Source organism: Pelotomaculum terephthalicicum JT (assembly GCF_022410535.1).
GTDB lineage: Bacteria > Bacillota > Desulfotomaculia > Desulfotomaculales > Pelotomaculaceae > Pelotomaculum_D > Pelotomaculum_D terephthalicicum.
This window is the reverse complement of sequence record NZ_JAKNBL010000040.1, coordinates 1-21,159: the sequence shown is the minus strand read 5'-3', so window position 1 is coordinate 21,159 and position 21,159 is coordinate 1. Positions and strand designations below refer to the sequence as shown.

Below are 21,159 nucleotides of genomic sequence, written 5' to 3'. Positions count from 1 at the left end.
CTCGACGACCAATTTATTACATCTTTACCCTTGGGAAATGTGAGTTATAGTGTTTTTTTGCCTGCAGCCCGCCGCGGGGACCAAGTATCTGAGACCAAACAAATCCTTTCACAAATTCGCCGGGGCGGATTATCCCGTCAAATGGTTCAGACTGATCAGGCCGCCCTTGATGTTCCCGGCAAGCAGCAATATCAGTGTTTTCCGTAGTTGGTTCACTGCTCTCTCCGGTCAGATATTCCGGCGTGTCCAACATTAACTCATTATTGCCTGGCTCATCAACAGGAGAACTGTCAAAAAGAATTTCCTCGCGTTCGCAGGCGGTTTCCTCAAAGGGTCCATCAGGTTTGTCCCAGGAAACGGAACGTTTCCTCAGTTGTCTGATACTCCTTATGACAATAAACAATATCAATAAAAACCATATATATTTCATGTCAACACGCCTTTTAAGCAAATTTACTTGGCAGGCAATATCGGTCCGTTGGCTTCACTGCCCTTGCCCATCTTCGACAGAGCGTCACGCATCTGGGTGTCTGCCAGGATGTTTTGCAGGTTGTAATAATCCATCACTCCGATTTTACCTTCCCGCAGGGCGTCGGACATCGCCAGGGGCACCTGGGCCTCTGCTTCAACCACCTTGGCGTGCATTTCCTGAACGGAAGCCTTCATCTCTTGTTCCCTGGCCACCGCCATGGCCCTGCGCTCCTCCGCCTTGGCCTGGGCAATCCGCTTGTCCGCCTCAGCCTGGTCGGTCTGAAGCTGCGCCCCGATATTGCGCCCGACATCAACGTCCGCGATATCAATCGACAATATTTCAAAAGCCGTACCGGCGTCGAGCCCCTTGCTCAAAACAGTCTGGGAAATCATATCGGGGTTTTCCAGGACGTGCTTGTGACTGTCCGCGCTGCCGACGGTTGTGACTACTCCCTCGCCAACCCTGGCGAGAATGGTTTCCTCACCGGCGCCGCCAACCAGGCGGTCAATGTTGGCCCGTACAGTTACCCTGGCGATAACCTTGACCTCGATGCCGTCTTTAGCCACCGCCGACACCAGGGGTGTCTCCAACACCTTGGGATTTACGCTCATCTGCACGGCTTGAAATACTTCCCGGCCGGCCAGATCGATAGCCGCGGCCCGCTCGAAAGGCAGCGGTATGGCCGCCCGCTCCGCGGCGATTAAAGCGTTCACCACCCTGTCCACATTACCTCCGGCCAGGTAATGCGCTTCAAGCTGGTTCACGGTAATGTTCAGACCGGCTTTGTCGGCCTTAATCAGCGGGTTGACAATCCTGGCCGGGGGCACCCTGCGCAAGCGCATGCCAATCAAGGTAACTATACCGACTCTAACCCCGGCTGCCAGGGCTGAAATCCACAGTCCCACGGGAATAAAGCTAAAAATTACAACCACACCGATCAAGATCAAAAAAAACAACAATAACGACGCAATAGCTCCAGAACCCATTTTCACCGCTCCTTCTATTAATTTGCCCTGCTCAGATATTCAAATCTCCTTCACCACAACACGCGTGCCTTCAACTTTGATTACTTTAACGGGCCTGCCTTTGGGGATAAATTCCCCCTCAGTCACCACATCCAAACGGCGGCCGTCAAGCTCCGCCGAACCTGCCGGTCTAAGAGGAGTCAGCGCGACACCTTCCTTCCCGGCATAGAGGCTCAACTCCGGCGCGGGGGCGACATAGCCTTCATCATTTTGCTGTTTGTTCTGTAAAGTCAGCCTGTACCACATGTTATAGCGGGACATCAGCCGCAAGCCCACGATTAAAATCACTATAGTGGCGACAACGGCCAGAACAAGCGCCGCCGTTGCCTGGGTGACATCCACCGCGATCAGAAATATCCCCCACCCCACCAGGATAACACCTGCAATGCCGGCCACGCCGAAACCGGGAAAAACGAATATTTCCAGCAAAAATGCGATCAACCCCAGCAAAAATGCAAGAAAGGCAAGCCAGTTGACTAAAGCAGGGGACATAATACTTCCGTCGCCTCCATACTGAAAAACTTATCCTGTCGATATTATTCCTTACTTACGGTATAAACTTTCCTACAACAAGCCTATCATAAATATACTTCTTGTCAAGCCGGGCCGTCCCACCTAATCAAAGATTCCCAGTATAACCTTTTACTGTACAATAAAATCAAAAAGGCTGTATTCAAAAAATACAGACCCCGCTCTCAATGTTTGTTCTCTTTACTCTCTTAAGCGAACCGGGGTTTCACCAGAAGCGTTCCCAGGTAAAACAGCGCCGCGAACAAAACTATGGTCGCCCCGGTGGCTGTTGACCAATAATACGACATGAGCAGTCCCGCTATCCCGGAGGTAAAGGTTATCAGCAAGGAAGCCACGTGGTACTGCCGCATGCTGCGCGATATGTTGCGCGCGGCCGCGGCCGGTAAAATCAAGAGTGAATTGATGATCAGGATACCCACCCACTGAATGGAAATTGTTACAATGACCGCTGTTGTTATACAAAACAAGGTGTCAATGAGGCGAACCGGGATACCTCTGCTATGTGCCAAGGACGGATTTACGCTCACCAGCAAAAACTTGTTGAACATCACTCCCCACAGGATGACAACGCCTGCAAGGGTAAAAGCCAGCAATAGCACTTCGTCAGGATTAATACTCAATAAATCGCCGACCAGAAACCGGGAAAACTTGTTAAAACCGCCGCCCCGTGAGAGAATGACAATGCCAAGCGCCACCATGGTAGCGGAAACGGCTCCGATAGTCGTATCGGTGGAGGCGTTTGTCAAAGTCTTTAAGACAGAGATTGCCAAAGCCAGGAGGACAGAGAATATCACCATAATCCACAGCGGGTCCTGGAAGCCCAGAAGCACTCCGATAGCAATGCCGGTAAGGGCAGAGTGCCCAATTGTATCGGAAAAGAAGGCCATTTTATTATTAACAACCATCGTACCCATGATGGCGAATAACGGACTGACCAGAAGCACTGCCAGAAGCGCGTTCTTCATAAAGGTGTGCTGGGTCCAGGCAAACGGCAGTAAATGATTGACTAAAGCGTACCATGTTTCCATCATGCACGCACACCTCCGTTATGAATAAGTCGTGGCTTTAAAAAGGTCTGTTCAGTATCTTTACTAATGGCCGGTCCATAAGTCCTCAGTATTCTTTCATCGGAGAAAACTTCTTGCGGCGTACCGCAGCGCTGCACCGTCCGGTCCAATAGGACGATGCGGTCCGCGTGATTGGACACCAAAGACCAATCGTGAGAAACCAGTATGATGGAAAGGTCATATTGTTTACGCAGGTTTGAAACCAAATCATAAAATATTTCTTTGCCCTGCACGTCGATGCCTGACACCGGTTCATCCAGCAGGAGCAGGTCGGGATTGGGCTCGAGAGCCATGGCCAGGAGCACTCTTTGCAGTTCCCCTCCTGACAAATCACCCAGTCGCCGGTCCAGCAGGTGCTCTGCCTGAACGCTGGCCAAGCCGGCGGAGACACGTTCCCGACGACGGCGGGAATGGACCAGGCAAACCGGCCAGGATGACAAGCAGGCTGAGAACAAATCCAACACGCTGACCGGTGAACCGGGATCGAAGTCAAGCCGCTGGGGAACGTAACCCACAACAGGATTCCTCCGGCAATCCCCGGCATCAAGGAAAGACAATTCTCCGGTATGGCGAATTTCCCCCAGAATCGCTTTTAACAACGTCGTCTTGCCTGCTCCGTTCGGACCGACCAGGGCTGTCAGTTCGCCGCATTGAATATGAAGATCAATATCACGCAATATTTCAGTTCTACCGATAGTGACCCCAAAGTTTTTCAACTTTGTATGGCACAACCCGCAAGATTCTCTGTGTGTTTTTTGAATAATACTAACCTTAGACATCTTAGTTTAACGCCTCTTCCAAGGTTTTCATATTTGTCTCCATTATTTTCAGATACGCATCCGGCTCCATGTCGCCTGTCACAGCCGGATCCAGGATATATATCTGCGCACCCGTTTCGCGGGCGATGGTCTCCGCGGCCGTCGCCGAATACTGAGGTTCGGCGAAGAGCGCCTTGATTTGCGATTTTTCAATGATCTCAATGGTGTCGGCCAACTCGGCGGCACTCGGTTCAGAACCGGGTTCTCTTTCGATCACAGCGGCGATGTTGAGGTTAAACTCCCGGGCAAAGTAGGGAAAAGCTTCGTGAAACGTGATAATGTCCCGCTTCTGGGCACCGTCAAGTGTCTGATGCATCTTGACGCGGAGCGCCTCAAGCTGATCCGCGTAAGCAGTGGTGTTGGCGCTGTATTGCGCGGCATGTTCCGGGTCAAGCGCGGCCAGTTGCAATCCTATATTGTTAACCTGCTGTATGGCATTCGAAATACTCACCCATAAATGAGGGTTGTCGCCCTCCTCTCCATCACCTTTAATGAGCGGTATGCCTTTGCTCGCATCGACAATTTTCAAATCAGGCAGTTGACTAACCACCTTGTCCATAAACGACTCCATTCCCGCGCCGTTTACAACAAATATCTGAGCTTCACTCAGAGTTTTCAAGTCGTCAGGTTTGAGCTGATAATCATGCAGGCAGCCCGTCACAGGCGGGGTCATATTGACCACCTTTACGCCGGGTACGTCTTTGGCGACATTAATAGCCGCGATATACATGGGGTAAAACGAGGTAACAATGGTCAACGTTTTGTCCGTTGCTGATTTATCCGGTGCCGTTTGAGTTTGTCCCTGGCATGCGGACAAAAAGACAGATCCAGTGACCAATAAAACAGCGGTTATTAACAGGATTGCAGGCTTACGCATTTTTTGGAACCTTCCTTTTCTTTTTTTTCTCTGCACAATTCACAGTAGCCGAACAGCTCAAAACTGTGCTTCTTAATTTCAAACTTTTTCTCTTCTTCAATCTTCTCCCGGTCCAGTGTCTTAAACGGGCAATAGTCAATCACTTCCGTCATGCCGCAGTTTAAACAAACAAGATGATGGTGATGTTTTCCCGAATTTAATTCGTACCTGCTTTTACCTTCGCGAAAGTTTAACTTGTTGATAATCCCCAAGTCCAAAAAAACAATTAGATTACGGTAGACTGTGTCAATGCCGACATTGGGATAGCTTTCCACCACCTTCCGGTGAATTTCTTCGGCGCTAAGCGGATGATTATCGTTATTCCCCATGAAAGCCTTCAAAATTTCCTGCCTCTGCGGTGTAATCTTATAGCCGTTTTTACGAAACTGCTCGATCACATAGTCTTCCTTCACCGGACTGCCTCCTAAATAATATATATTCTTATTTGCAACTCAATATTACTTATACCCTGACAAATAAAAATTGTCAAGATGCGACTTCATTTTAATTCCTAATTGACAAATAACAAAGCACAATATATAATGTGTATATACAATATATACATTATATATTTTAATAACATGGAGGTCAGAAATAATTGAACATAATTATTTCCAACTCTTCTCCGGAACCCATTTACGAGCAGATCTACAGGCAGATTAAAAACAGCGTTATAATTGGAGAATTACAGCCCGGCGAGCTGCTCCCGTCCATCAGAACGCTTGCCCGGGAACTGCAGATTAGTGTGATTACCAGCAAAAGAGCATATGAAGAGTTGGAGCGGGACGGCTTCATCGAAACTGTTCCCGGAAAAGGTTCCTATGTCTCTGAACAAAGCGCCGAACTGCTTAAGGAGAAAAGAATGAGGATAATAGAGGAAAAATTGGCTGAAGTTGTGGATGACTGCAAACTGCTGGGCATTAATCTGGCTGAATTGCATGAGATGCTGGATTTGCTCTTTATGGAAGCTTAACAGCAATGGAAAACATACTGAAAGTGAACAACCTGTCCAAAAAATTCAAAGGCTTTCTTTTGGATAATGTTTCCTTCTCCATCCCTTACGGATATATTATGGGCTTTATCGGAGCAAACGGAGCGGGAAAGACAACCACCATCAAGCTAATCATGGATCTTGTCAAAAAGGACGGGGGTGAAATCAGGATATTCGGGCGGGACCATCAACACTATGACAGGGAAATAAAACAAAAAATCGGCTTTGTTTAAGAAGAGTGTTATTATTACGAGGAACTCAGCGTAACGGGGATGAAGCGGATCATCGCTCCTTTCTACCAGGACTGGGATGAGCGGATTTTTCAGCAATACATGGAAAGGTTCAACCTGCCTGCCAAGAAAAAAATAAAAGAGTTGTCCAGGGGAATGAAAATGAAATTTTCCCTGGCCGTCGCCCTGTCCCACCACGCCGGCCTGATCATTCTGGATGAGCCAACATCCGGCCTCGATCCTGTTTTCAGAGATGAGTTTTTGGAAATATTGCGGGATTTGCTCCAGGACGAAAGCAAGGGAGTGCTCTTTTCCACGCATATAACCACGGACCTGGATAAAATCGCCGACTATGTTTGCTTTATTGACAAGGGCAAAATCGTTTTCAGCGGTGTAAAGGATGAGATACTGGGCAAATACGTTATTGTTAAAGGCAGCAAGGACCTTCTGACAGAAGAGAGCCGCAAGCTTCTCATCGGCTTAAGGGAAAACGAGTTCGGCTTTCAGGCTCTCAGCAACGATGCCGCCAGGCTTAAATCACAATTAGGTGACAGGATTTTGCTTGAAAAAGCGGATCTTGATGACATCATGCTTTACACGACAAGGAGGAACCGGGAGGATGCTTAATTTAATACTGAAAGATATTCTGATACAAAAAAGGACTATAATATTTGCCTTGTTATATGGCGTTTTTATCTTTTTTGCTTTTTCAAAACCTCCTTTTTCGCAATGTATCTACAGCATGGGGGCAATGGGAATATCGTATATACTCATCCTGACCGCCCTGCAGGCTGATTTTAAAAACAATACCATGGTCATATTGAACAGCCTGCCCGTTAGGCGCAGCGAAATAGTAGCTTCCAAATACCTGTCTATGTTTTATTCCAAGTACGGTTTTAGATTATTTTAAGGAGAACCGGGAACAGCCGGTGGTAATAAACTTGATCCAATATTTCAGCGAAAACGTATCGCAGGTATACTTGGCGGCAGTCATTCTCACTTTTATTGTTCTGGCTGTTTCCTTTACATGCACCCTGAAAATCTATGCGAAGAAAGATTTATAGACGGCAAATGGGGACAAACGGCATCGGAGTCTGTTCGATAATAAGGTTGGATTTAAGGCCCAGGAAGTATTTCACAACTTCTTGGGCCTTTTATTAATAAGACTCTTATCTTAATTAAATATAATTCCATTTAAGGGCAATAATAATATGCAATCTTCAACATCAGGGTAAATTTTATAATTTTGAAGGGGTTTTTTCCTTTGATGAGATTCATCAAATTCATCAGGCGCGGTATGTCCGGGCGCAGAAAATCAGATTCCGGGCAGCAAGATAATGGCTCCAAAAATCAAAAAAAAGAAAACCTGACCGCAAACCAGGAGCCGCGAAATCAAGATTTGAGTTCTGATCTGCAAACCAACCTGCGGCAGATAAGAGCAATATTGAGTGAATGCAGCGATGTGATCTACCGCGAGTTTGACTTTGCCCAGGACGAGCGGATCAAGCTGGCCCTTGTTTATTTAGACGGCATGGTCGATAAAACCCGGGTCAGCGATCAGATTATGCATAGTCTAATGCTTGATGCCCCGTTGGTGGAACAGGGTGAGGAATTCACCAGGACCCGGGTGTTTGCAATAATCAAAAAGAGGCTTCTCCCCATACAACAGATTGAGGAAACAAACAATCTAGATCAGGTCATTGACGCTGTGCTGGCAGGGGATGCCGTTTTACTGGTAGACGGGTGCGCGTGCGCCGTCATCAACGACGCTAAAGGTTGGGAAAGCAGGAGTATAGAAGAATCCCAGACGGAATTGGTAGTAAGGGGTCCCCGTGAGGCCTTTGTCGAAACCTTGCGGGTGAACACATCCTTGATACGCCGCAAGATTAAGAACCCCAACCTGAAAATCGAAGCCATGAAGCTGGGGCAGATCACTAAAACCGACATAGCGATAGTTTATATCAAAGGCATTGTAAATGAGCAAGTGGTTACCGAGGTCAAGGAGCGGTTAAACAGGATCAATATTGATTCCATATTGGAAACCGGGTACATTGAAGAGCTGGTCGAGGACAACCCCCTGAGCCCTTTTTGCACCGTCCTCCACACCGAACGGCCGGACAAAGTGGCGGCACAGCTGCTGGAAGGGCGGGTGGCCATCCTGGTGGACGGCACTCCCTATGTGCTGACTGTACCGCTTTTGTTTGTGGAAGCTATCCAATCTCCCGAGGACTACTACGAGCGGCCGATGTTCAGCTCGGTGATGAGGCTGCTCCGTTGGTTTTCTATGATCATTTCCCTTTTGGCCCCTTCACTATATATTGCCATTATCACCTTCCACCACGAGATGCTGCCCACGGCATTGCTGTTAAGTCTGGCGGCTCAGCGGGAAACAGTGCCTTTCCCGGCCTTTGTCGAGACATTTATGATGGAGTTTGTTTTTGAAATCCTGAGGGAAGCCGGTATCCGCCTGCCGCGGCAAGTTGGCCAGGCGGTCAGTATCGTGGGAGCGCTGGTCATTGGGCAGGCCGCAGTGCAAGCGGGGCTTGTCGCCGCGGGAACGGTAATACTGGTAGCCCTGACAGGTATTGCCTCCTTTACTTTCTGTTATTACGCCAGTACTTCCATACGCCTTTTAAGATTTCCCATCATGGTGCTGGCAGGCACCCTGGGGCTGTACGGAGTGATCTGCGGGGTGCTGGCCATTCTGGTGCACCTGGCCACCCTGCGTTCTTTTGGTGTTCCCTACCTGTCTCCGTTGGCGCCGCTAAATACAGACGGCCTGAAAGATGTGGCCGTACGAATGCCCTGGTGGACCATGCTGCGCCGCCCCAGGCTGGTCGGCATGGCGAATCCGCAGCGGGTGGCAAGGGGGCTTAAACCTGCTCCTCCTCCAACTCGGGGAAAAAGGTAACCTTAACCCTCCTTTTATCGGCCGTCGCTATGCTCAGGGAACAGGAGGAGTGAGACAATGAAGAAACCGCTAAGCTGTTTACTGTTGCTCATTTTTATGGCCGGTATTTTAAGCGGCTGTTGGAGCCGCAGAGAACTCAGCGAACTGGCCATTGTTTTGGGAGCGGGCATTGACCGCACTCCCGATGGTCAAGTCATGTTGACTCTGCAGCTGGCCAAACCCAGCACTATTACCGGCGGATGGGGAGGCGGGGCCAGGGGGATAGAACCGTCTGCCTGGGTGGTTTCCGGGACGGGCAAAACCGTCCTTGATGCCCAAAAAAGATTAGCCACCCGGATCTCCCGCAGTATTTACTGGGCACATAGCGCTATTCTGGTTTTCGGGGAAGAAGCGGCCCGCCACGGAATACGCCGGTATATAGACTTCTTCCTCCGCTCGCCGTATTCCCGTGAAACTATGTGGATCATGGTGGCTAACGGGGAAGCTAAAGATATCCTGGAAACCTGTTCAGAAATGGAAAACACTTCAGCGCAGGACATCGCTAACTTGGCCAGGTCCCGAACGGGCTATTCCGTAAATTTGAAGGATTTTACCATTATGCTGGCCAACCAGGGAACCAACCCCATTGCCTCCCGGATTGACCTTATTGACTATAGCATTAACTCTGGGGGACTGGCCCGGGCCAAAAGTGTAATGCAGAAGGGAGCCGCCCTTACCGGTACAGCTGTGTTTCATGACGAAACGCTGGCAGGTTTTCTGGACGAATCGGAAACCCGGGGTCTGCTCTGGCTCAGGGGTGAGACCTTGAAAGGAGTTATCAGTGTCTCATCCCTGACCGAACCGGGTAAAGAAATGTCTATAAATATAATCCGCGGCGCTACGGAAGTACAACCGCAATATGAAGGGGAGTCGGTATGGTTTGATGTGAAAATAGTTATTGAAGGTGATTTATAGGAGCAGCAGTCCGGCGAGGAGATAACGGAACGGCAGGTCCGTAAGGCCATAGAGGAAGAAATGGCCGGGGAAGTGGAAGATAAGGTCAGGCTTGCTCTGGAGAAGGCACAGGGGGAATACAGGGTAGACATCTTAAATTTCGGGGAAAGTTTCCACCGGAAGTACCCCAAAGTGTGGCCTAAGCTGAAAGACAGTTGGGATGAGGTATTCGCCGGCTCCGGGGTTAACATCACGGTGGAGGCGCATTTGAGACGCAGCGGCTTAGAGACTAAAAGAACAAGCGAGAAAGAATAGCTTAAACAAAACTCCGGCGCGTCCGGGAATAGTAATGAAGGTGTGGAGGTGCGAGCGGCCATGCTTGAAGGAGGCAAAATCAGCAGCAGACAGGCCATTTTCTTAATGGTGAGCATGGTCCTGCCCACGGCCTTTCTTTTCATGGCCGCAGCAATTGCCCATCTAGCCAAACAGGACGGCTGGATCTCACTTCTGCTGGCCGTTTTTGCCGCGCTGCTGATCGCCTGGCTGGTGGTTAATCTAAGCCTGCGTTTTCCGGGCCAGACCATCTTTCAGTTTGCAGAGGTAATCCTGGGCAGGTGGCCGGGCAAGGTTGTCGCCTTTTTGTATATCTGGTGGTTAATCCATATGAATGCCGAAATTCTCCGGCAGTTTGGTTCTTTTATGGTTTCCGCCTTTATGCCGGAAACACCGATTATTGTTTTTGAAATACTTGTTACGGTGATAGCTGCCTATGCCGTGCGCAACGGCCTGGAGGTTTTTACCCGGGTAAATGAGATTCTCTTACCGATCATCTTGGCGATGGTTTTTATTGTAAATATTCTTCTTGTACCCGAATTGAACTTAAAAAGATTACTGCCGGTTTATATCGACAATGGAGCTGTGCCCATTATAAAGGGCGCAATTATGCCTTCTGTCTGGTTTGGTGAGATCGTCGTCATGGCCGTGCTGATCCCCTATCTGAACAAAGCAAAAGAAGCTTACCGGGTGGCTGCGTCAGCCACTTTAATTACCGGAAGCATTTTAATCTTTTCATATGTCAACAGCATGGCATTGTATGGTCCCGAAGCCGCGGACGGGTGGATTTTTCCAAGCTTGAACAAAGTCAGGATAGTCAATATAGCCAATTTCCTCGAACGGCTGGAAGCCCTTATTATGTTCGTATGGGTGGCCGGGGGCATGGTAAAAATCAGCATTTTTTACTGGGCAGCGGTGCTGGGCAGCGCCCAGTGGCTGGAACTGAAGGATTACAAACCTCTGGTTTTGCCGGTAGGGGTAATCATTTTGGCTCTGTCCATCATGGCCCATGAAAGTATTCTTGGTTTATATACTTTCTTGGCTACGTCCGCGCTCCCTTTTTGGATAGTATTTCAGGCGTGCATCCCCCTCCTGCTTCTGATTGCTGCCATGCTCAGAGGACCAAGAAAAACCCGACATTGAAGGCGGCAGGCTGCGCTGCTTGAAGGAGGCAGAATTAATTGAGCAAGCTGCCGATCTGGTTGAAAGACATGCTCGCACTTACTCTAAAAAGGGAGTTGGCAAGTTTTATGATAGCATTGGTACTGCTGGCTTTTGCGTTTATTATTTGGCTTGAGGCACCTGGCCTGGTAAAGAAAAAGATGTGGCGTGAATTGGCGGCTTTTTCGGTCTTCCTGATTATCGGCATGGCTCTTACTATCCCGCAAGTATACGGAATACGGCCATTTGAGCCCAACGCGCCGATCGAGACGCTGTTTAAACCCCTGGCCGAATTGCTGAAAAAACCATAAAGTGTGCCTATACTGTTATCTGTCTGCCACATACGTGCAATTATATCAGGCCGGCTTTCTTCCGAACATAACTGCGAAATGATAATACTTATAAACACAGTCAACATCCGAAAAACCGGCCTCTGCCAGCCAGCTTAGCTGTCGGGGAAGAGTTGCTTCCTTATCCAGCTTGATTCTCTCGTAGCCGGATGCTATCTCTTCTTTTGAGAGCCCGCTGCTTTCAACACTTGATTTCCAATGTTTCTTGAAGACGGAATCAGTATATGGCGTATTTCCCAGCACTTGATCGGCGTTTATGAATATCCCGTTTGGCTTGAGCATCAGGTAACACTGCTTGTATAGCTTGAGTTTTTGCTCGTCGCTAAGATGATGGATGGATAAAGCCGAAATGATAATGTCATATTCCCGGAATGGAACGCAATTAGTATAATCGCCCACTATATACTCTACGTCACTAACATCTTTAAATCTTTCCTTAGCAGCCTGAAGCATCTTTTCTGAAATATCGACTAAGGTTAACCTTGCCTCAGGGATTTTGCCCAAGAGGAATGAAGAGAAAAGTCCGGTTCCGGCACCGATGTCTAAAACAATCGGCTTCTCGCACACCGGTTCGAGCAATGATACGGCAACACCGTAAAAATCATTGAAACAAGGAATCAACTGTTTCCTTTGACGGTCATAGTCCATAGAAATATGGTCGAACTTTTTTTGAATTTCACTACTCATGCAAAATCCCCTCCCCGTTTCACCGTTCATCTTGCTTTTTGACTAATTTCATGTTAAAAAGTGTTTAGCGTTCGTTCACAATTATGTTTGTCGATAGTTTAAATTCCCGGAGGGCTTTTATGAAACATACTTATTTATTTTCAGAAGGCATATGGATCGCAAAAGGGATCTATTATGATGAAAACGGTAATCCGTTAAATGTTGAAGGGCAGTCCCAAATAACCCACCTTAAGGATTTATGGTTAAATATTAGCTGTCTGACTCTTTCAGGAGAAAACCCGGTAGAATTGAGAAACGACTATGAAATCGTCCCCTTCGTCAAAGACTTTACTGCATGGAAAGCCTTAAACCCGGAGTTGGGAACATTGTTAGGAAGATTCGTGGTCATTGACGATTCAATTATTTCCTTGTTCAGCACTGAAAAGGGAGATCTATTCGGCTCCGAATTTTTGACCCAAATATGTGCATCTGAGTATATCGGCAAAGGCGTATTATACAATGCAGCCGGCAAAATATCTTCCTGGTCCATTCACCTGGCAAGAGAAGAAGAATAATGGACCGGTTTCTTCGTCAAATTTGGCATAAGCATAATCTCCAGATAAATCGATAATCCGTAAACCGACTGAATACGGACAAGAGTGCCCGGCATTTACTTGGTTTTTTTAAACCATTGTAATGGGTTCAAGTATTTTCTATATTTCATGACTATTTCTCTGCCAAGTATAAAACCACCAATCCAAAATGACGCTTCACCTAAAAAAACAAGCACTGAAGATATTATTACTTTTACGCCGATTGTATAAGGAGTAAAGGGTACGAGCAATAAAGCACCGTAGAAAGCACAAGAAAGAATAACCAGGGCAATGCCGGCTTTCTTTAACCATGGCTTTTTCTCTGTCATCAGCGGCTACCTCCGGATTAAAGGAAATCACATTTTCCACTCTGGCTGAGTGTATGTTAAAAAGTTTGTGAGGCAAAGCGTTGCGGATATTATTCTATGATTGCGGCATCGATATTAGTTTCATCGACTGTAACTATATTGGGCAACGACATGGCACTTACCCTTTAATGATAAGGGATGACTGGCTTGCTTACTTCTACCTTTCACACCAAATTTCCTTCCGCAAGCATTGTTATTTAAGGACGATAAAAAAAGCCACAACTTATGAGGTTTTCATGTGGCTTTCATTTTTTAAGTTCATTTTAGCAGTTCTCTTTCTTTTGGATAGAGCCACAATGTTCTGGCTGATGGTTGTCATTTGCTTTAATTATTCTTCCTGGGAAACAGCAGGCGGGCGCTCCAAAATAATAACAAGGCGCCGGCAGCCAGGTATAAAACGGTGTATACGCCCCAGTAAGGCAGGCCGAAGTTAAAGTCATTTAATATACTATTTGTCCCCAGTATCTCCATCAACACAAAAATAGGGTTGGTTTCTTGCAAAAACTGCGCCACCCCGGTAATGAAGTCCGGGGGCAGGGGAAGGCTGGATGCCGCCGATGCCCCCGCCCGGTAGGAGCGGTCCAGTTCAATCAGGAATACCGAGAGCAGCGCAGTGCCTGCGGACAAGGCGAAGGTCAGCCCGTAGGCTGTGACGGTGCTGACTCCCGTTTTCCTGAAAAAGGCTGAGCAGGCCACGCCGATGCAGCCGAACAGAAACATGGTCACCAGGTAAAAACCAAACACTCCCGCCACCTGGCCCGGCGAGATGCCGCCGTACAGAAAAACAATGCTGTAAAGAGGCAGGGTGGCCGCCACCAGCAGCACCACGAAAGCGTTTGAGGAAACCAGCTTGCTCCAGATGATTTGCCAGGTGGTCAGCCGGGTGGTCAGCAGCACATTCAGCGTCTGCCGCTCCCGCTCCCCGCTGATCGCGCCGGCGGTCAGCCCCGGTGTGACGAAAGCAAGCAGGAACAGTTGGGCAACGCTCAGTAAAATAAAGATTTCCTGGCTGCGGGAAGGTTGATAAAACCCCGGCGCGTTACGCCAATTTAAATAAGTAAAGCCCAGGACAAAGGCGCCGATAACCACCAGGTAAAGCGCCAGCAGCCATGATGCTTTTTTATTGCGAAACCGCTGGCGCAGTTCTTTCAGCAAAACCGGATTAATTTCCGCCATCGTTTGCCGCCTCCTCCCCTGTTACGGCCATAAAGGCCTCTTCCAAGTTGCGCTTAACCTCGCCGAACTCAGCCACCGGCCAGCCGGCGGTGATTATTGCCTGCAGCAGCCCGGCCTGCTCCGCCTGCTCCCCGCTGAAAATGAACTGCACCGACGGCCCGTCCGCATGAGAATCGCTGATACCGGGGCGGGTAGCCAGGTAGGCGGCCAGTTCCTCCGCCCTGTCCAGGACCTCTATTCTCATCTGCCTGGCGCCGCGGGAGACGGCGGTTATTTCCGCCACTGTGCCGCAGGCAACCAGCTTTCCTTTGTCCATAATGGCCACCTCGTCACAGATCTCCGCCAGTTCCGGCAAAATGTGCGAACTGATCAACACCGTTTTATCCATCTGCTTTAAATGCCTGATAATTTCTTTCATTTCCGCCCGGGCCCTGGGATCAAGTCCGGAAGCCGGCTCATCCAAAATGAGCACCTTGGGGTCGTGCACCAGGCAGCGCGCCAGCGCCAGCCGCTGCTTCATCCCCCTGGACAGGGAATCCACGTATACGCCGGCCTTATCCGGCAGGTCGACCAGCTCCAGCAGCCCCGCCGCCAGGTGGGACCGCTGCCCGGCGGGGATGTGGTAGGCGGCGGCGAAGAACTCCAGGTATTCGGCGGCCCGCAGGTCGTCGTACACGCCGAAGAAGTCCGGCATATACCCGATCCTGCCCCGCACTTCCCCCGCTTCCCTGACCACATCCCGGCCGTCTACCGTGACAGTGCCCGCGCCGGGCAGCTGCAGGGTGGCCAGGATGCTCATGGCCGTGGTCTTGCCGGCGCCGTTGGGCCCGATCAGCCCGTAAACCAGGCCTTGGCGAACTGTTAAGCTGAATTGCTCCAGCGCCCTGGTGGCTCCGAAATTTTTGCTGACCCCGTTAAACTCGATCATCAGGACACACCCCTTCCACCGCCAGCCCCGGCCATGCCGGATAAGGCTCGTATATCTCGCCTACCCGTGTAAACTTTACCTTTACCTGATAGCCGTCCAGGTACCGCGATAATTCATCGGCAGCAATCCTTCTCCCCTCGCCGGGAAGCGGCTCCCACTTGTCCTGCTGCCGGTTGTATATTTCCACCGAGTAGGGCACCTGCCCCTGGACAGACTGAAAATCCAGGGCGTCAATCCGGCAGCCGAGCCCGATCGTCGCGTCCCTGAGATCATAAATCAGCTCGGCAGATTTGCCAATCATCGTCATTTTTCCTTCGGCGCCGTATTCTATCCTGCCGTTACTGCCCGCGGAGTAGGGTACTATGGAACCGGCGGGCAGGCGGAACTCGCCTTTTAGCTCCATGTTAATCACCTGTTTTACCAAGACCAGCCCGTGGTCCTCTTTCAGGCCCGGATTGCCGGCTACCTCAAAAACTCCGGGCGGCCCGTCATGCCACCCCAAGAATTGAATGCCGGCCGGTTTGCCGTATTCCCGGCTGTTATCTCCGGAGATCATCCGGCGCTCGCGGAAAAACGGGTCCGTCGCCCGGCCTTCGCCGCTCATGCCGAACAAAAGCGTTTGCGGGCTGCCGGATATGCCATTCCACCTCTCCAGCGTTTCTTCAATGTGCGCCGTCCCCCCGGCGGGGAACGCGCCGATTTTCACCACCCGTCCGCCTAAAAGCAACGCACTGTCCCGCAAGTCCAGGCCGGTTCCATTGACCAAATCACCTTTTACGGTACTCCCGCTGAGGTAAATGCTGCCTTCAATACTGCCCAACCCCCGTTGCAGCCCGTAAGCGGATACCCTTGTTAAAGTGCCATATTTGACTCCGTTAACGTCAATGCTGCTCTTCCGCTCACCTTGACGGATCAGGGCGGGCACGCCGGACGGGCTGCCGTAGTTGCCTGCCGGCAAGGCATACATATTGTCCGCGACGTTGAGCACAAAATCGCCGCCCCTGGAAGCCACCACAGAGGCTCCCGCCCGGACCTCGGCCAGCTCCGGCGTGAATATTTCCACTGTGGCAAGTGTCTGGGACAGGTAATTCTGCAGCCGGTTGCCCGGCGCCAGCAGGTAGACACCACCGGCGACAACCAGCGCCGCCGCGGGCACCAGCGCCCAGGCCCAATCCCTCCGGTCCGCGCGGCGCAGGAGGAAGTACAGCAGCGGTCCCACAGCCGCCGCGTAAACCAGCCACAGCAACGCCAGCGCCGGGAGCGGCGGGCCTGCCAGCCCGGGAATATACGCACTGGCCTCGGTCAGGTTGTCTTGACCGTTCAAGTACGGCATGGAAGACCGTTTGGTTTGACTGGCGGCATTTTCCTTGCTTGAAGCTGTGCCAAACAGGGCCGACCAGACCCCCCGGGCCTCGCCGCCGAGATCCCGCGAGGCGGCTCCGCAGTAAAACACCTGCCCCCGTCCCAGCTCGCGCCCGGCCAGCACCGGGACGCCGTCATCCATAGCCAGGGCGTTTCCGGCCACCAATTTGCCGGAAGCCACTTCCAACGGCCCGCCTGCACGCAGGCCGGCCATTTTGCCGCCGACCGTCTCCCGCCCGGTGACCAAAACCGGACTGATTTCCGCGAACCCCCCGCCCGCGCCGGCCCCGGCGCCGCCAAACAGCGCCAGCGTGCCGCCGGTGTATATCCAATCTTTCAGCGCCCGGATCTGGCCGTCGGTCAAAGCCGCCACGCTGGAAGCATCAACCATAACGATGTCCGCGGCGTTCAATAAAAGACTGTCCGCAGGCAACTCGCCGGGGGACAAATACTTCAAATTCACCTGAGCGCCCTGACTGTTGGACAACCATGCCTGCAGGCCGCTCCCCATGATCTCCTCACTCAAGGCCAGAGCGACACGGCCGCCGCTTACCGCCGCGCCTTCCACCCGCGACTTGGCCAGCACCAGATCGCCGGAGACAAGCTCAACAACCGGCATCGCCGCGGCCAGTTCGCCCGGTATCACCACACGGTATTGCGCTGAAGCATCCGCCGGGACGTTAACATCAACGATGAACCGGAACATGTCCGGCATACTTCTATCTGTTTGCTCATCGTAGTTTCTTACCCTGAGCAGGCCGGCAAACCCCGGCCCCGAGTTTTCCACAGTGACCGTCAACTCCAGGGGCTGCTCGGTTTTATACAAACCGCCCAGGCCGGGCCGCACCTTCATTCCCACCGCCGCCGCGGCGCAAGACGGCAAAGCCGCGCACACCAGTGCCATAGCCAGGACAGCGCAAATTAAAAAGCTACCGTACGGCAGAAAGTTCTTCTTCATAACCATTCACCCCCCCTGGTCAATCTTTCCTGTAAATCTACTTGCGCCAGCGCCACCGTCCCGCCTTCCCGGCGGGCCACCAGCAAGGTTTTGCCTGACTGGCTGAAACCAATTTTCTGGTAATTATTTACCTTATCCAGCAGCAGTGTCCGGGGCTCCCGCACACCCTCAGCCGCCAAATTGCGCAGCCAGTTCAACTCATCCGCTCCATTTCTGGAGTCCGTAGCCAATAGCAGCCGGTCGCCGGACCAGGCATGCCGGCCGGGCTGTTTAAAAGCGATATCGCCTTTGCGGCCCAGGTTGATTGTTCTGATTTCCCCTTGCTCCTGCCGTACTGTGAACAGGGGATCGCCGTCCGGGCTGTAGGTGAGCACCCGTTCGGTGGTTGTAGACCTGATGTAAGCAAGGTATCCCCGCGCTCCCCACGCCGGCCGTTCCCCTTCCGTAAGAAAGACCGTGCCACTGTCACCGGGACCAGTCAGCCAGAGCTCCGGCTGCCCGTTTTCTCCGGCCCGCTCCACTACCAGCCGGGAACCGTCCGGAGACCATGCGGGATGATTTCCCGGGCCCAAGGATACCGGTTCCTTGCCCTTTGTCAGCAAGTATACCTCATTCCGTCCTCCGGATTCGCCCTGGACATAGGCCAGGGTTTGCCCGTCAGGCGACCAGGCCAGTCCGGAAAATTCTTTCCCCTGCCCGGCCGCCAGCAATACCTCAGCTTTCGTCAAAGCTGCTTCCACCTGCTGCGCGGCGCCGGTGCCCAAAGGACCCGGGGGCATAAGCGCCATGATCATTTCCTCGCCGCCTGTATCGTAACGCCGTACCAGCGCCAGCTTGTCACCTGTCCGGGAGAAAGTGGGTGAATCATAGGACTGACCTGTGGGAGGCTCAACCGTGCCGGTTTGATTGCCGTATTGGTCCAGCAGCTGCAGAGTTCCACCCCTGACGGCGATAAAACCTTGCCCCAGCGTTCCGCAGGTAAAATCCAGCGGGCTTTCTTCCAGCCAAAAACGGCTTATTTCTTTAAACCGCCCGGCCTCCAAAGACTTCGGCGCTATCAGCGACCACCATATCCAGGACACTGCCGCAAGCAGCAGCACCGCCGGGATCAGCCAGAAGAAAACCGGCCGCCTGCTCCGGCCGCCCGCGGGGAATAACACCGTAACAGGCCGCTGCCGGTCCGTGCCGCCTTCCATCCGCATCCCGGCCAAACGCGCCCGCAGTTCTTCTCGCAGACGCTCGTTAACCGGAACAGCCTCCCGCACCCGCCGCATATGGCTCAAAAGTTCGTCCAGAGAGTTCCCGCCGGACGCAATGTCCGGCTGAACCCGGTTTTTATCTTTGTTGTATTGCGCGTCCAATGGAGTGATTTTCCCGCTCAATCCTTTCACCCCCCTCTACGTTGCTGAAATATTTATTGCGCAGTGCCTTCAGCGCACGGTAGTGCATCATGCGCACGGCTGTTTCCGTCTTTCCCAATACCTGCGCTATTTGGCCAAACTTTAATTCTCCGGCATACCGCAGAGAAACCACATCCCGCTGTTCCGAAGGAAGCCGCCCCAGCATGTCCCGCAGCAGCCTTACTTCTTCGTCCTGCAGCAGTTCATCCTCAGGGCTGGTCTGCGTGGAACCGGAAAACACCATGTCACCCTCCGCGCAAGGCCTTTCCCGGCGCCCCCGCAGGTAATCGACATAAGCGTTATGGGCTATCCGGAAAAGCCATACCGCGAAAGGAGCATCCCCCCGGTACTTATGGAAATTTTCCAACGCCTTTAAAAAAACCGCGGCGGTAAGGTCGTCGGCATCCCAGGAACTGCTGATCCGGTACCGCAAATACCGGTTTACCGCGTCAAAATGCTGGTCGTAGAGTTCCTCAAAGGACCCTCCCGGCACACGCACACGCTCCAGCCCAATTTTTGTTACCATGCAACAACACTCCCCCGCAAACCCTCCGTGCTGCTTAAACTATACTATCTCAGGTCATTTCTCCGACCGGCCTGTCTACCGTATAGACGGGCCGGCATCCAAAATGTAACGTTAAATAGGCAAAATAACTCCCATGCTATTTTCTGGTCCTACTATTTAGACTTAGAAAACTTGCGGATGGTTTCTAAAATTAGCAAAGGCAAGGGGATTTTTTAAGGCAGCAACCGGTAGTTTTGCGTGTAGAAAAGGCTCAACAACCAGGTAACACTTGGTCTCTGAGCCTTAACAACGCCTAGCTTTAAAAGAGACTTGGCTGCTTGCTTGCTGTGCCGGGAGATGTAGACAAAAATGCTGTCGATGTCGTAATAGGCAGCCTCGGATAGTTCGATTCTCTTACGCATTGTCTATACTCTTTTTTATAGCTGCAAACGTTTCCTCGAAATCCCGCATAGGCGTGCCTGCGGCAATTTCGCAGTCAACCTCCGACAACATCCGCCCCAATCGTTGGCGCGCCATCATCTTCTGATAGGCTTCGCAACTCATTACCACCAGATCAGCTTCGCCGTTCTTAATCACAATAACAGGGGACTGTGTCTCATGGCATATTTTAGAAAATGAATTATAGTCGTGCCGGATTGCAATAGAAGGCTTAATATTTGCTGTGATATTATCTTGCCGGCTCACATTTTCCACCTCTTCAGCCACTATTCTGTCATATTATAGCATAATTGTTATGAAAAATACTAAGGTTATCATATTCTAATCATACAGTGAGGTTGCCATTGAGTTAAAGAACTGCCAGTAAAGGAATTTTTATACCTGACAAATATAATCAAATATCCCAAAAGTATTGACTATATCCAACCAATACATTATTATAAATAATATGAGTAATAGTAATACTATTACTACCGGAGGTAAACTTGTGCAAAGAGAGCAAAATTATTTTACAGATAAAGAATATAGCACTGGCAAAAATTTAGCAGCCCGTACTGAAAAAGAACATGAGGCAACTGATTGTAATGAGTATAACACTGCTCTTTTTTCTGTGCGTGAAATAATGGAACTAAAAGAACTGCTTCAGATAAAAGACAAATTAATGACAGTAGTTGAAGAAGAAGGCATTAGTTATAATAGTATCAATAGCATTAATAGTATTAATAACAATGTTTTTGACGATATAAAACCTCAAACGATCCATATAAGCCAAAAGGTTTTCAAAGAGTTTAAAATGTTTACTAAAGAGCATAATACGACTTTAAAGCAGGCAGTATCATCGGCTCTGCTCCATTATATGAACAGCTTTAAAAATAAATAAGGAGCATTCCTGTAATTATTGAAAACGGCCTTTGAAAAAAGAGACGCCCATCAATACAATGGTAATGTGCTGATCCCGACAAGAAAGGCACAAAACCAGATTGAGGAGGCGCCTCTATATGAAGCG

At 50.6% G+C, this 21,159-nt stretch carries 24 protein-coding genes and 2 pseudogenes; 10 read left to right on the top strand and 16 right to left on the bottom strand.

From position 1 onward, the window contains the following. Positions 1-16: 16 nt before the first annotated feature. The 7 genes from L9W92_RS15760 to L9W92_RS15730 all read right to left on the bottom strand — a co-directional run bounded on the left by L9W92_RS15760 (position 17) and on the right by L9W92_RS15730 (position 5,242). A complete protein-coding gene (locus L9W92_RS15760) occupies positions 17-430 on the bottom strand; it encodes a hypothetical protein (protein WP_240084700.1) in 414 nt (137 codons plus the stop codon). 23 nt (positions 431-453) lie between these two features. After that, on the bottom strand, positions 454-1,458 hold the full coding sequence (gene floA / locus L9W92_RS15755) for a flotillin-like protein FloA (RefSeq protein WP_240084699.1): 1,005 nt from the start codon (positions 1,456-1,458) through the stop codon (positions 454-456). Positions 1,459-1,497: 39 nt separating this feature from the next. Beyond that, on the bottom strand, positions 1,498-1,989 hold the full coding sequence (locus L9W92_RS15750) for an NfeD family protein (protein ID WP_240084698.1): 492 nt from the start codon (positions 1,987-1,989) through the stop codon (positions 1,498-1,500). Positions 1,990-2,216: 227 nt separating this feature from the next. Beyond that, the gene (locus L9W92_RS15745; RefSeq protein WP_240084697.1) at positions 2,217-3,059 is read right to left on the bottom strand and encodes a metal ABC transporter permease; all 843 of its coding nucleotides are present in this window, start codon (positions 3,057-3,059) and stop codon (positions 2,217-2,219) included. Continuing rightward, entirely contained in the window at positions 3,056-3,874 is an 819-nt protein-coding gene (locus L9W92_RS15740; RefSeq protein ID WP_240084696.1) for a metal ABC transporter ATP-binding protein, read from the bottom strand. Before L9W92_RS15740 ends, L9W92_RS15745 begins: the two co-directional genes overlap by 4 nt. A 1-nt stretch (position 3,875) precedes the next feature. Further along, positions 3,876-4,790 carry a metal ABC transporter substrate-binding protein gene (locus tag L9W92_RS15735; RefSeq protein ID WP_240084695.1) on the bottom strand — a complete coding sequence of 305 codons (915 nt, stop codon included), beginning with the start codon at positions 4,788-4,790 and terminating at the stop codon, positions 3,876-3,878. Continuing rightward, positions 4,766-5,242: a Fur family transcriptional regulator gene (locus L9W92_RS15730; protein WP_240084694.1), complete on the bottom strand. Its 477-nt coding sequence runs from the start codon at positions 5,240-5,242 to the stop codon at positions 4,766-4,768. The genes L9W92_RS15735 and L9W92_RS15730 overlap by 25 nt, the downstream gene beginning before the upstream one ends. A gap of 185 nt (positions 5,243-5,427) precedes the next feature. Here L9W92_RS15730 and L9W92_RS15725 point away from each other — a divergent pair, with 185 nt between their 5' ends. The 8 genes and pseudogenes from L9W92_RS15725 to L9W92_RS15695 all read left to right on the top strand — a co-directional run bounded on the left by L9W92_RS15725 (position 5,428) and on the right by L9W92_RS15695 (position 11,699). Further along, positions 5,428-5,802 (top strand): GntR family transcriptional regulator, encoded by a 375-nt coding sequence (locus L9W92_RS15725; RefSeq protein ID WP_240084693.1) that lies wholly within the window; start codon positions 5,428-5,430, stop codon positions 5,800-5,802. A gap of 5 nt (positions 5,803-5,807) precedes the next feature. Next, positions 5,808-6,677, top strand: a pseudogene (locus tag L9W92_RS15720) (ABC transporter ATP-binding protein). After that, complete coding sequence (locus tag L9W92_RS15715) at positions 6,670-6,960, top strand: ABC-2 transporter permease (protein ID WP_240084692.1); 291 nt, start codon at positions 6,670-6,672, stop codon at positions 6,958-6,960. The pseudogene L9W92_RS15720 and the gene L9W92_RS15715 overlap by 8 nt, the downstream one beginning before the upstream one ends. Positions 6,961-6,991: 31 nt before the next feature. Continuing rightward, positions 6,992-7,114: a hypothetical protein gene (locus tag L9W92_RS19015; RefSeq protein ID WP_282442388.1), complete on the top strand. Its 123-nt coding sequence runs from the start codon at positions 6,992-6,994 to the stop codon at positions 7,112-7,114. 203 nt (positions 7,115-7,317) lie between these two features. Further along, positions 7,318-8,961, top strand: a complete 1,644-nt coding sequence (locus L9W92_RS15710; protein WP_240084706.1) for a spore germination protein — start codon at positions 7,318-7,320, stop codon at positions 8,959-8,961. A gap of 57 nt (positions 8,962-9,018) precedes the next feature. Next, positions 9,019-10,209, top strand: a pseudogene (locus tag L9W92_RS15705) (Ger(x)C family spore germination protein). 42 nt (positions 10,210-10,251) lie between these two features. Then, a complete protein-coding gene (locus tag L9W92_RS15700; protein WP_240084691.1) occupies positions 10,252-11,370 on the top strand; it encodes a GerAB/ArcD/ProY family transporter in 1,119 nt (372 codons plus the stop codon). A gap of 38 nt (positions 11,371-11,408) precedes the next feature. After that, positions 11,409-11,699, top strand: a complete 291-nt coding sequence (locus L9W92_RS15695; protein WP_240084690.1) for a hypothetical protein — start codon at positions 11,409-11,411, stop codon at positions 11,697-11,699. A 45-nt stretch (positions 11,700-11,744) separates the two neighbouring features. On the opposite strand, the gene L9W92_RS15690 is transcribed toward L9W92_RS15695, so the two are convergent. Beyond that, positions 11,745-12,425 (bottom strand): class I SAM-dependent methyltransferase, encoded by a 681-nt coding sequence (locus L9W92_RS15690; protein WP_240084689.1) that lies wholly within the window; start codon positions 12,423-12,425, stop codon positions 11,745-11,747. A 119-nt stretch (positions 12,426-12,544) separates the two neighbouring features. On the opposite strand from L9W92_RS15690, the gene L9W92_RS15685 reads away from it, so the two are divergent. Then, on the top strand, positions 12,545-12,979 hold the full coding sequence (locus L9W92_RS15685; RefSeq protein ID WP_240084688.1) for a hypothetical protein: 435 nt from the start codon (positions 12,545-12,547) through the stop codon (positions 12,977-12,979). Positions 12,980-13,074: 95 nt separating this feature from the next. On the opposite strand, the gene L9W92_RS15680 is transcribed toward L9W92_RS15685, so the two are convergent. From L9W92_RS15680 to L9W92_RS15645, 8 genes are all read right to left on the bottom strand, one after another. Further along, entirely contained in the window at positions 13,075-13,326 is a 252-nt protein-coding gene (locus L9W92_RS15680; protein ID WP_240084687.1) for a transporter suffix domain-containing protein, read from the bottom strand. A gap of 363 nt (positions 13,327-13,689) precedes the next feature. Continuing rightward, the gene (locus tag L9W92_RS15675; protein WP_240084686.1) at positions 13,690-14,541 is read right to left on the bottom strand and encodes an ABC transporter permease; all 852 of its coding nucleotides are present in this window, start codon (positions 14,539-14,541) and stop codon (positions 13,690-13,692) included. Further along, entirely contained in the window at positions 14,528-15,469 is a 942-nt protein-coding gene (locus L9W92_RS15670) for an ABC transporter ATP-binding protein (RefSeq protein WP_240084685.1), read from the bottom strand. The genes L9W92_RS15675 and L9W92_RS15670 overlap by 14 nt, the downstream gene beginning before the upstream one ends. Further along, positions 15,456-17,789, bottom strand: a complete 2,334-nt coding sequence (locus L9W92_RS15665; protein WP_240084684.1) for a DUF8725 domain-containing protein — start codon at positions 17,787-17,789, stop codon at positions 15,456-15,458. The genes L9W92_RS15670 and L9W92_RS15665 overlap by 14 nt, the downstream gene beginning before the upstream one ends. Further along, the gene (locus L9W92_RS15660; protein WP_240084683.1) at positions 17,786-19,171 is read right to left on the bottom strand and encodes a beta-propeller domain-containing protein; all 1,386 of its coding nucleotides are present in this window, start codon (positions 19,169-19,171) and stop codon (positions 17,786-17,788) included. The genes L9W92_RS15665 and L9W92_RS15660 overlap by 4 nt, the downstream gene beginning before the upstream one ends. Then, positions 19,125-19,715, bottom strand: a complete 591-nt coding sequence (locus tag L9W92_RS15655) for an RNA polymerase sigma factor (RefSeq protein ID WP_240084682.1) — start codon at positions 19,713-19,715, stop codon at positions 19,125-19,127. Before L9W92_RS15655 ends, L9W92_RS15660 begins: the two co-directional genes overlap by 47 nt. A gap of 212 nt (positions 19,716-19,927) precedes the next feature. Beyond that, complete coding sequence (locus L9W92_RS15650) at positions 19,928-20,116, bottom strand: hypothetical protein (protein ID WP_240084681.1); 189 nt, start codon at positions 20,114-20,116, stop codon at positions 19,928-19,930. Next, the gene (locus L9W92_RS15645; protein ID WP_240084680.1) at positions 20,109-20,399 is read right to left on the bottom strand and encodes a type II toxin-antitoxin system Phd/YefM family antitoxin; all 291 of its coding nucleotides are present in this window, start codon (positions 20,397-20,399) and stop codon (positions 20,109-20,111) included. Before L9W92_RS15645 ends, L9W92_RS15650 begins: the two co-directional genes overlap by 8 nt. 241 nt (positions 20,400-20,640) lie before the next feature. Here L9W92_RS15645 and L9W92_RS15640 point away from each other — a divergent pair, with 241 nt between their 5' ends. Further along, positions 20,641-21,033, top strand: coding sequence for a hypothetical protein (locus tag L9W92_RS15640; RefSeq protein WP_240084679.1), 393 nt, complete (start codon positions 20,641-20,643; stop codon positions 21,031-21,033). The last annotated feature ends 126 nt before the right edge of the window (positions 21,034-21,159 follow it).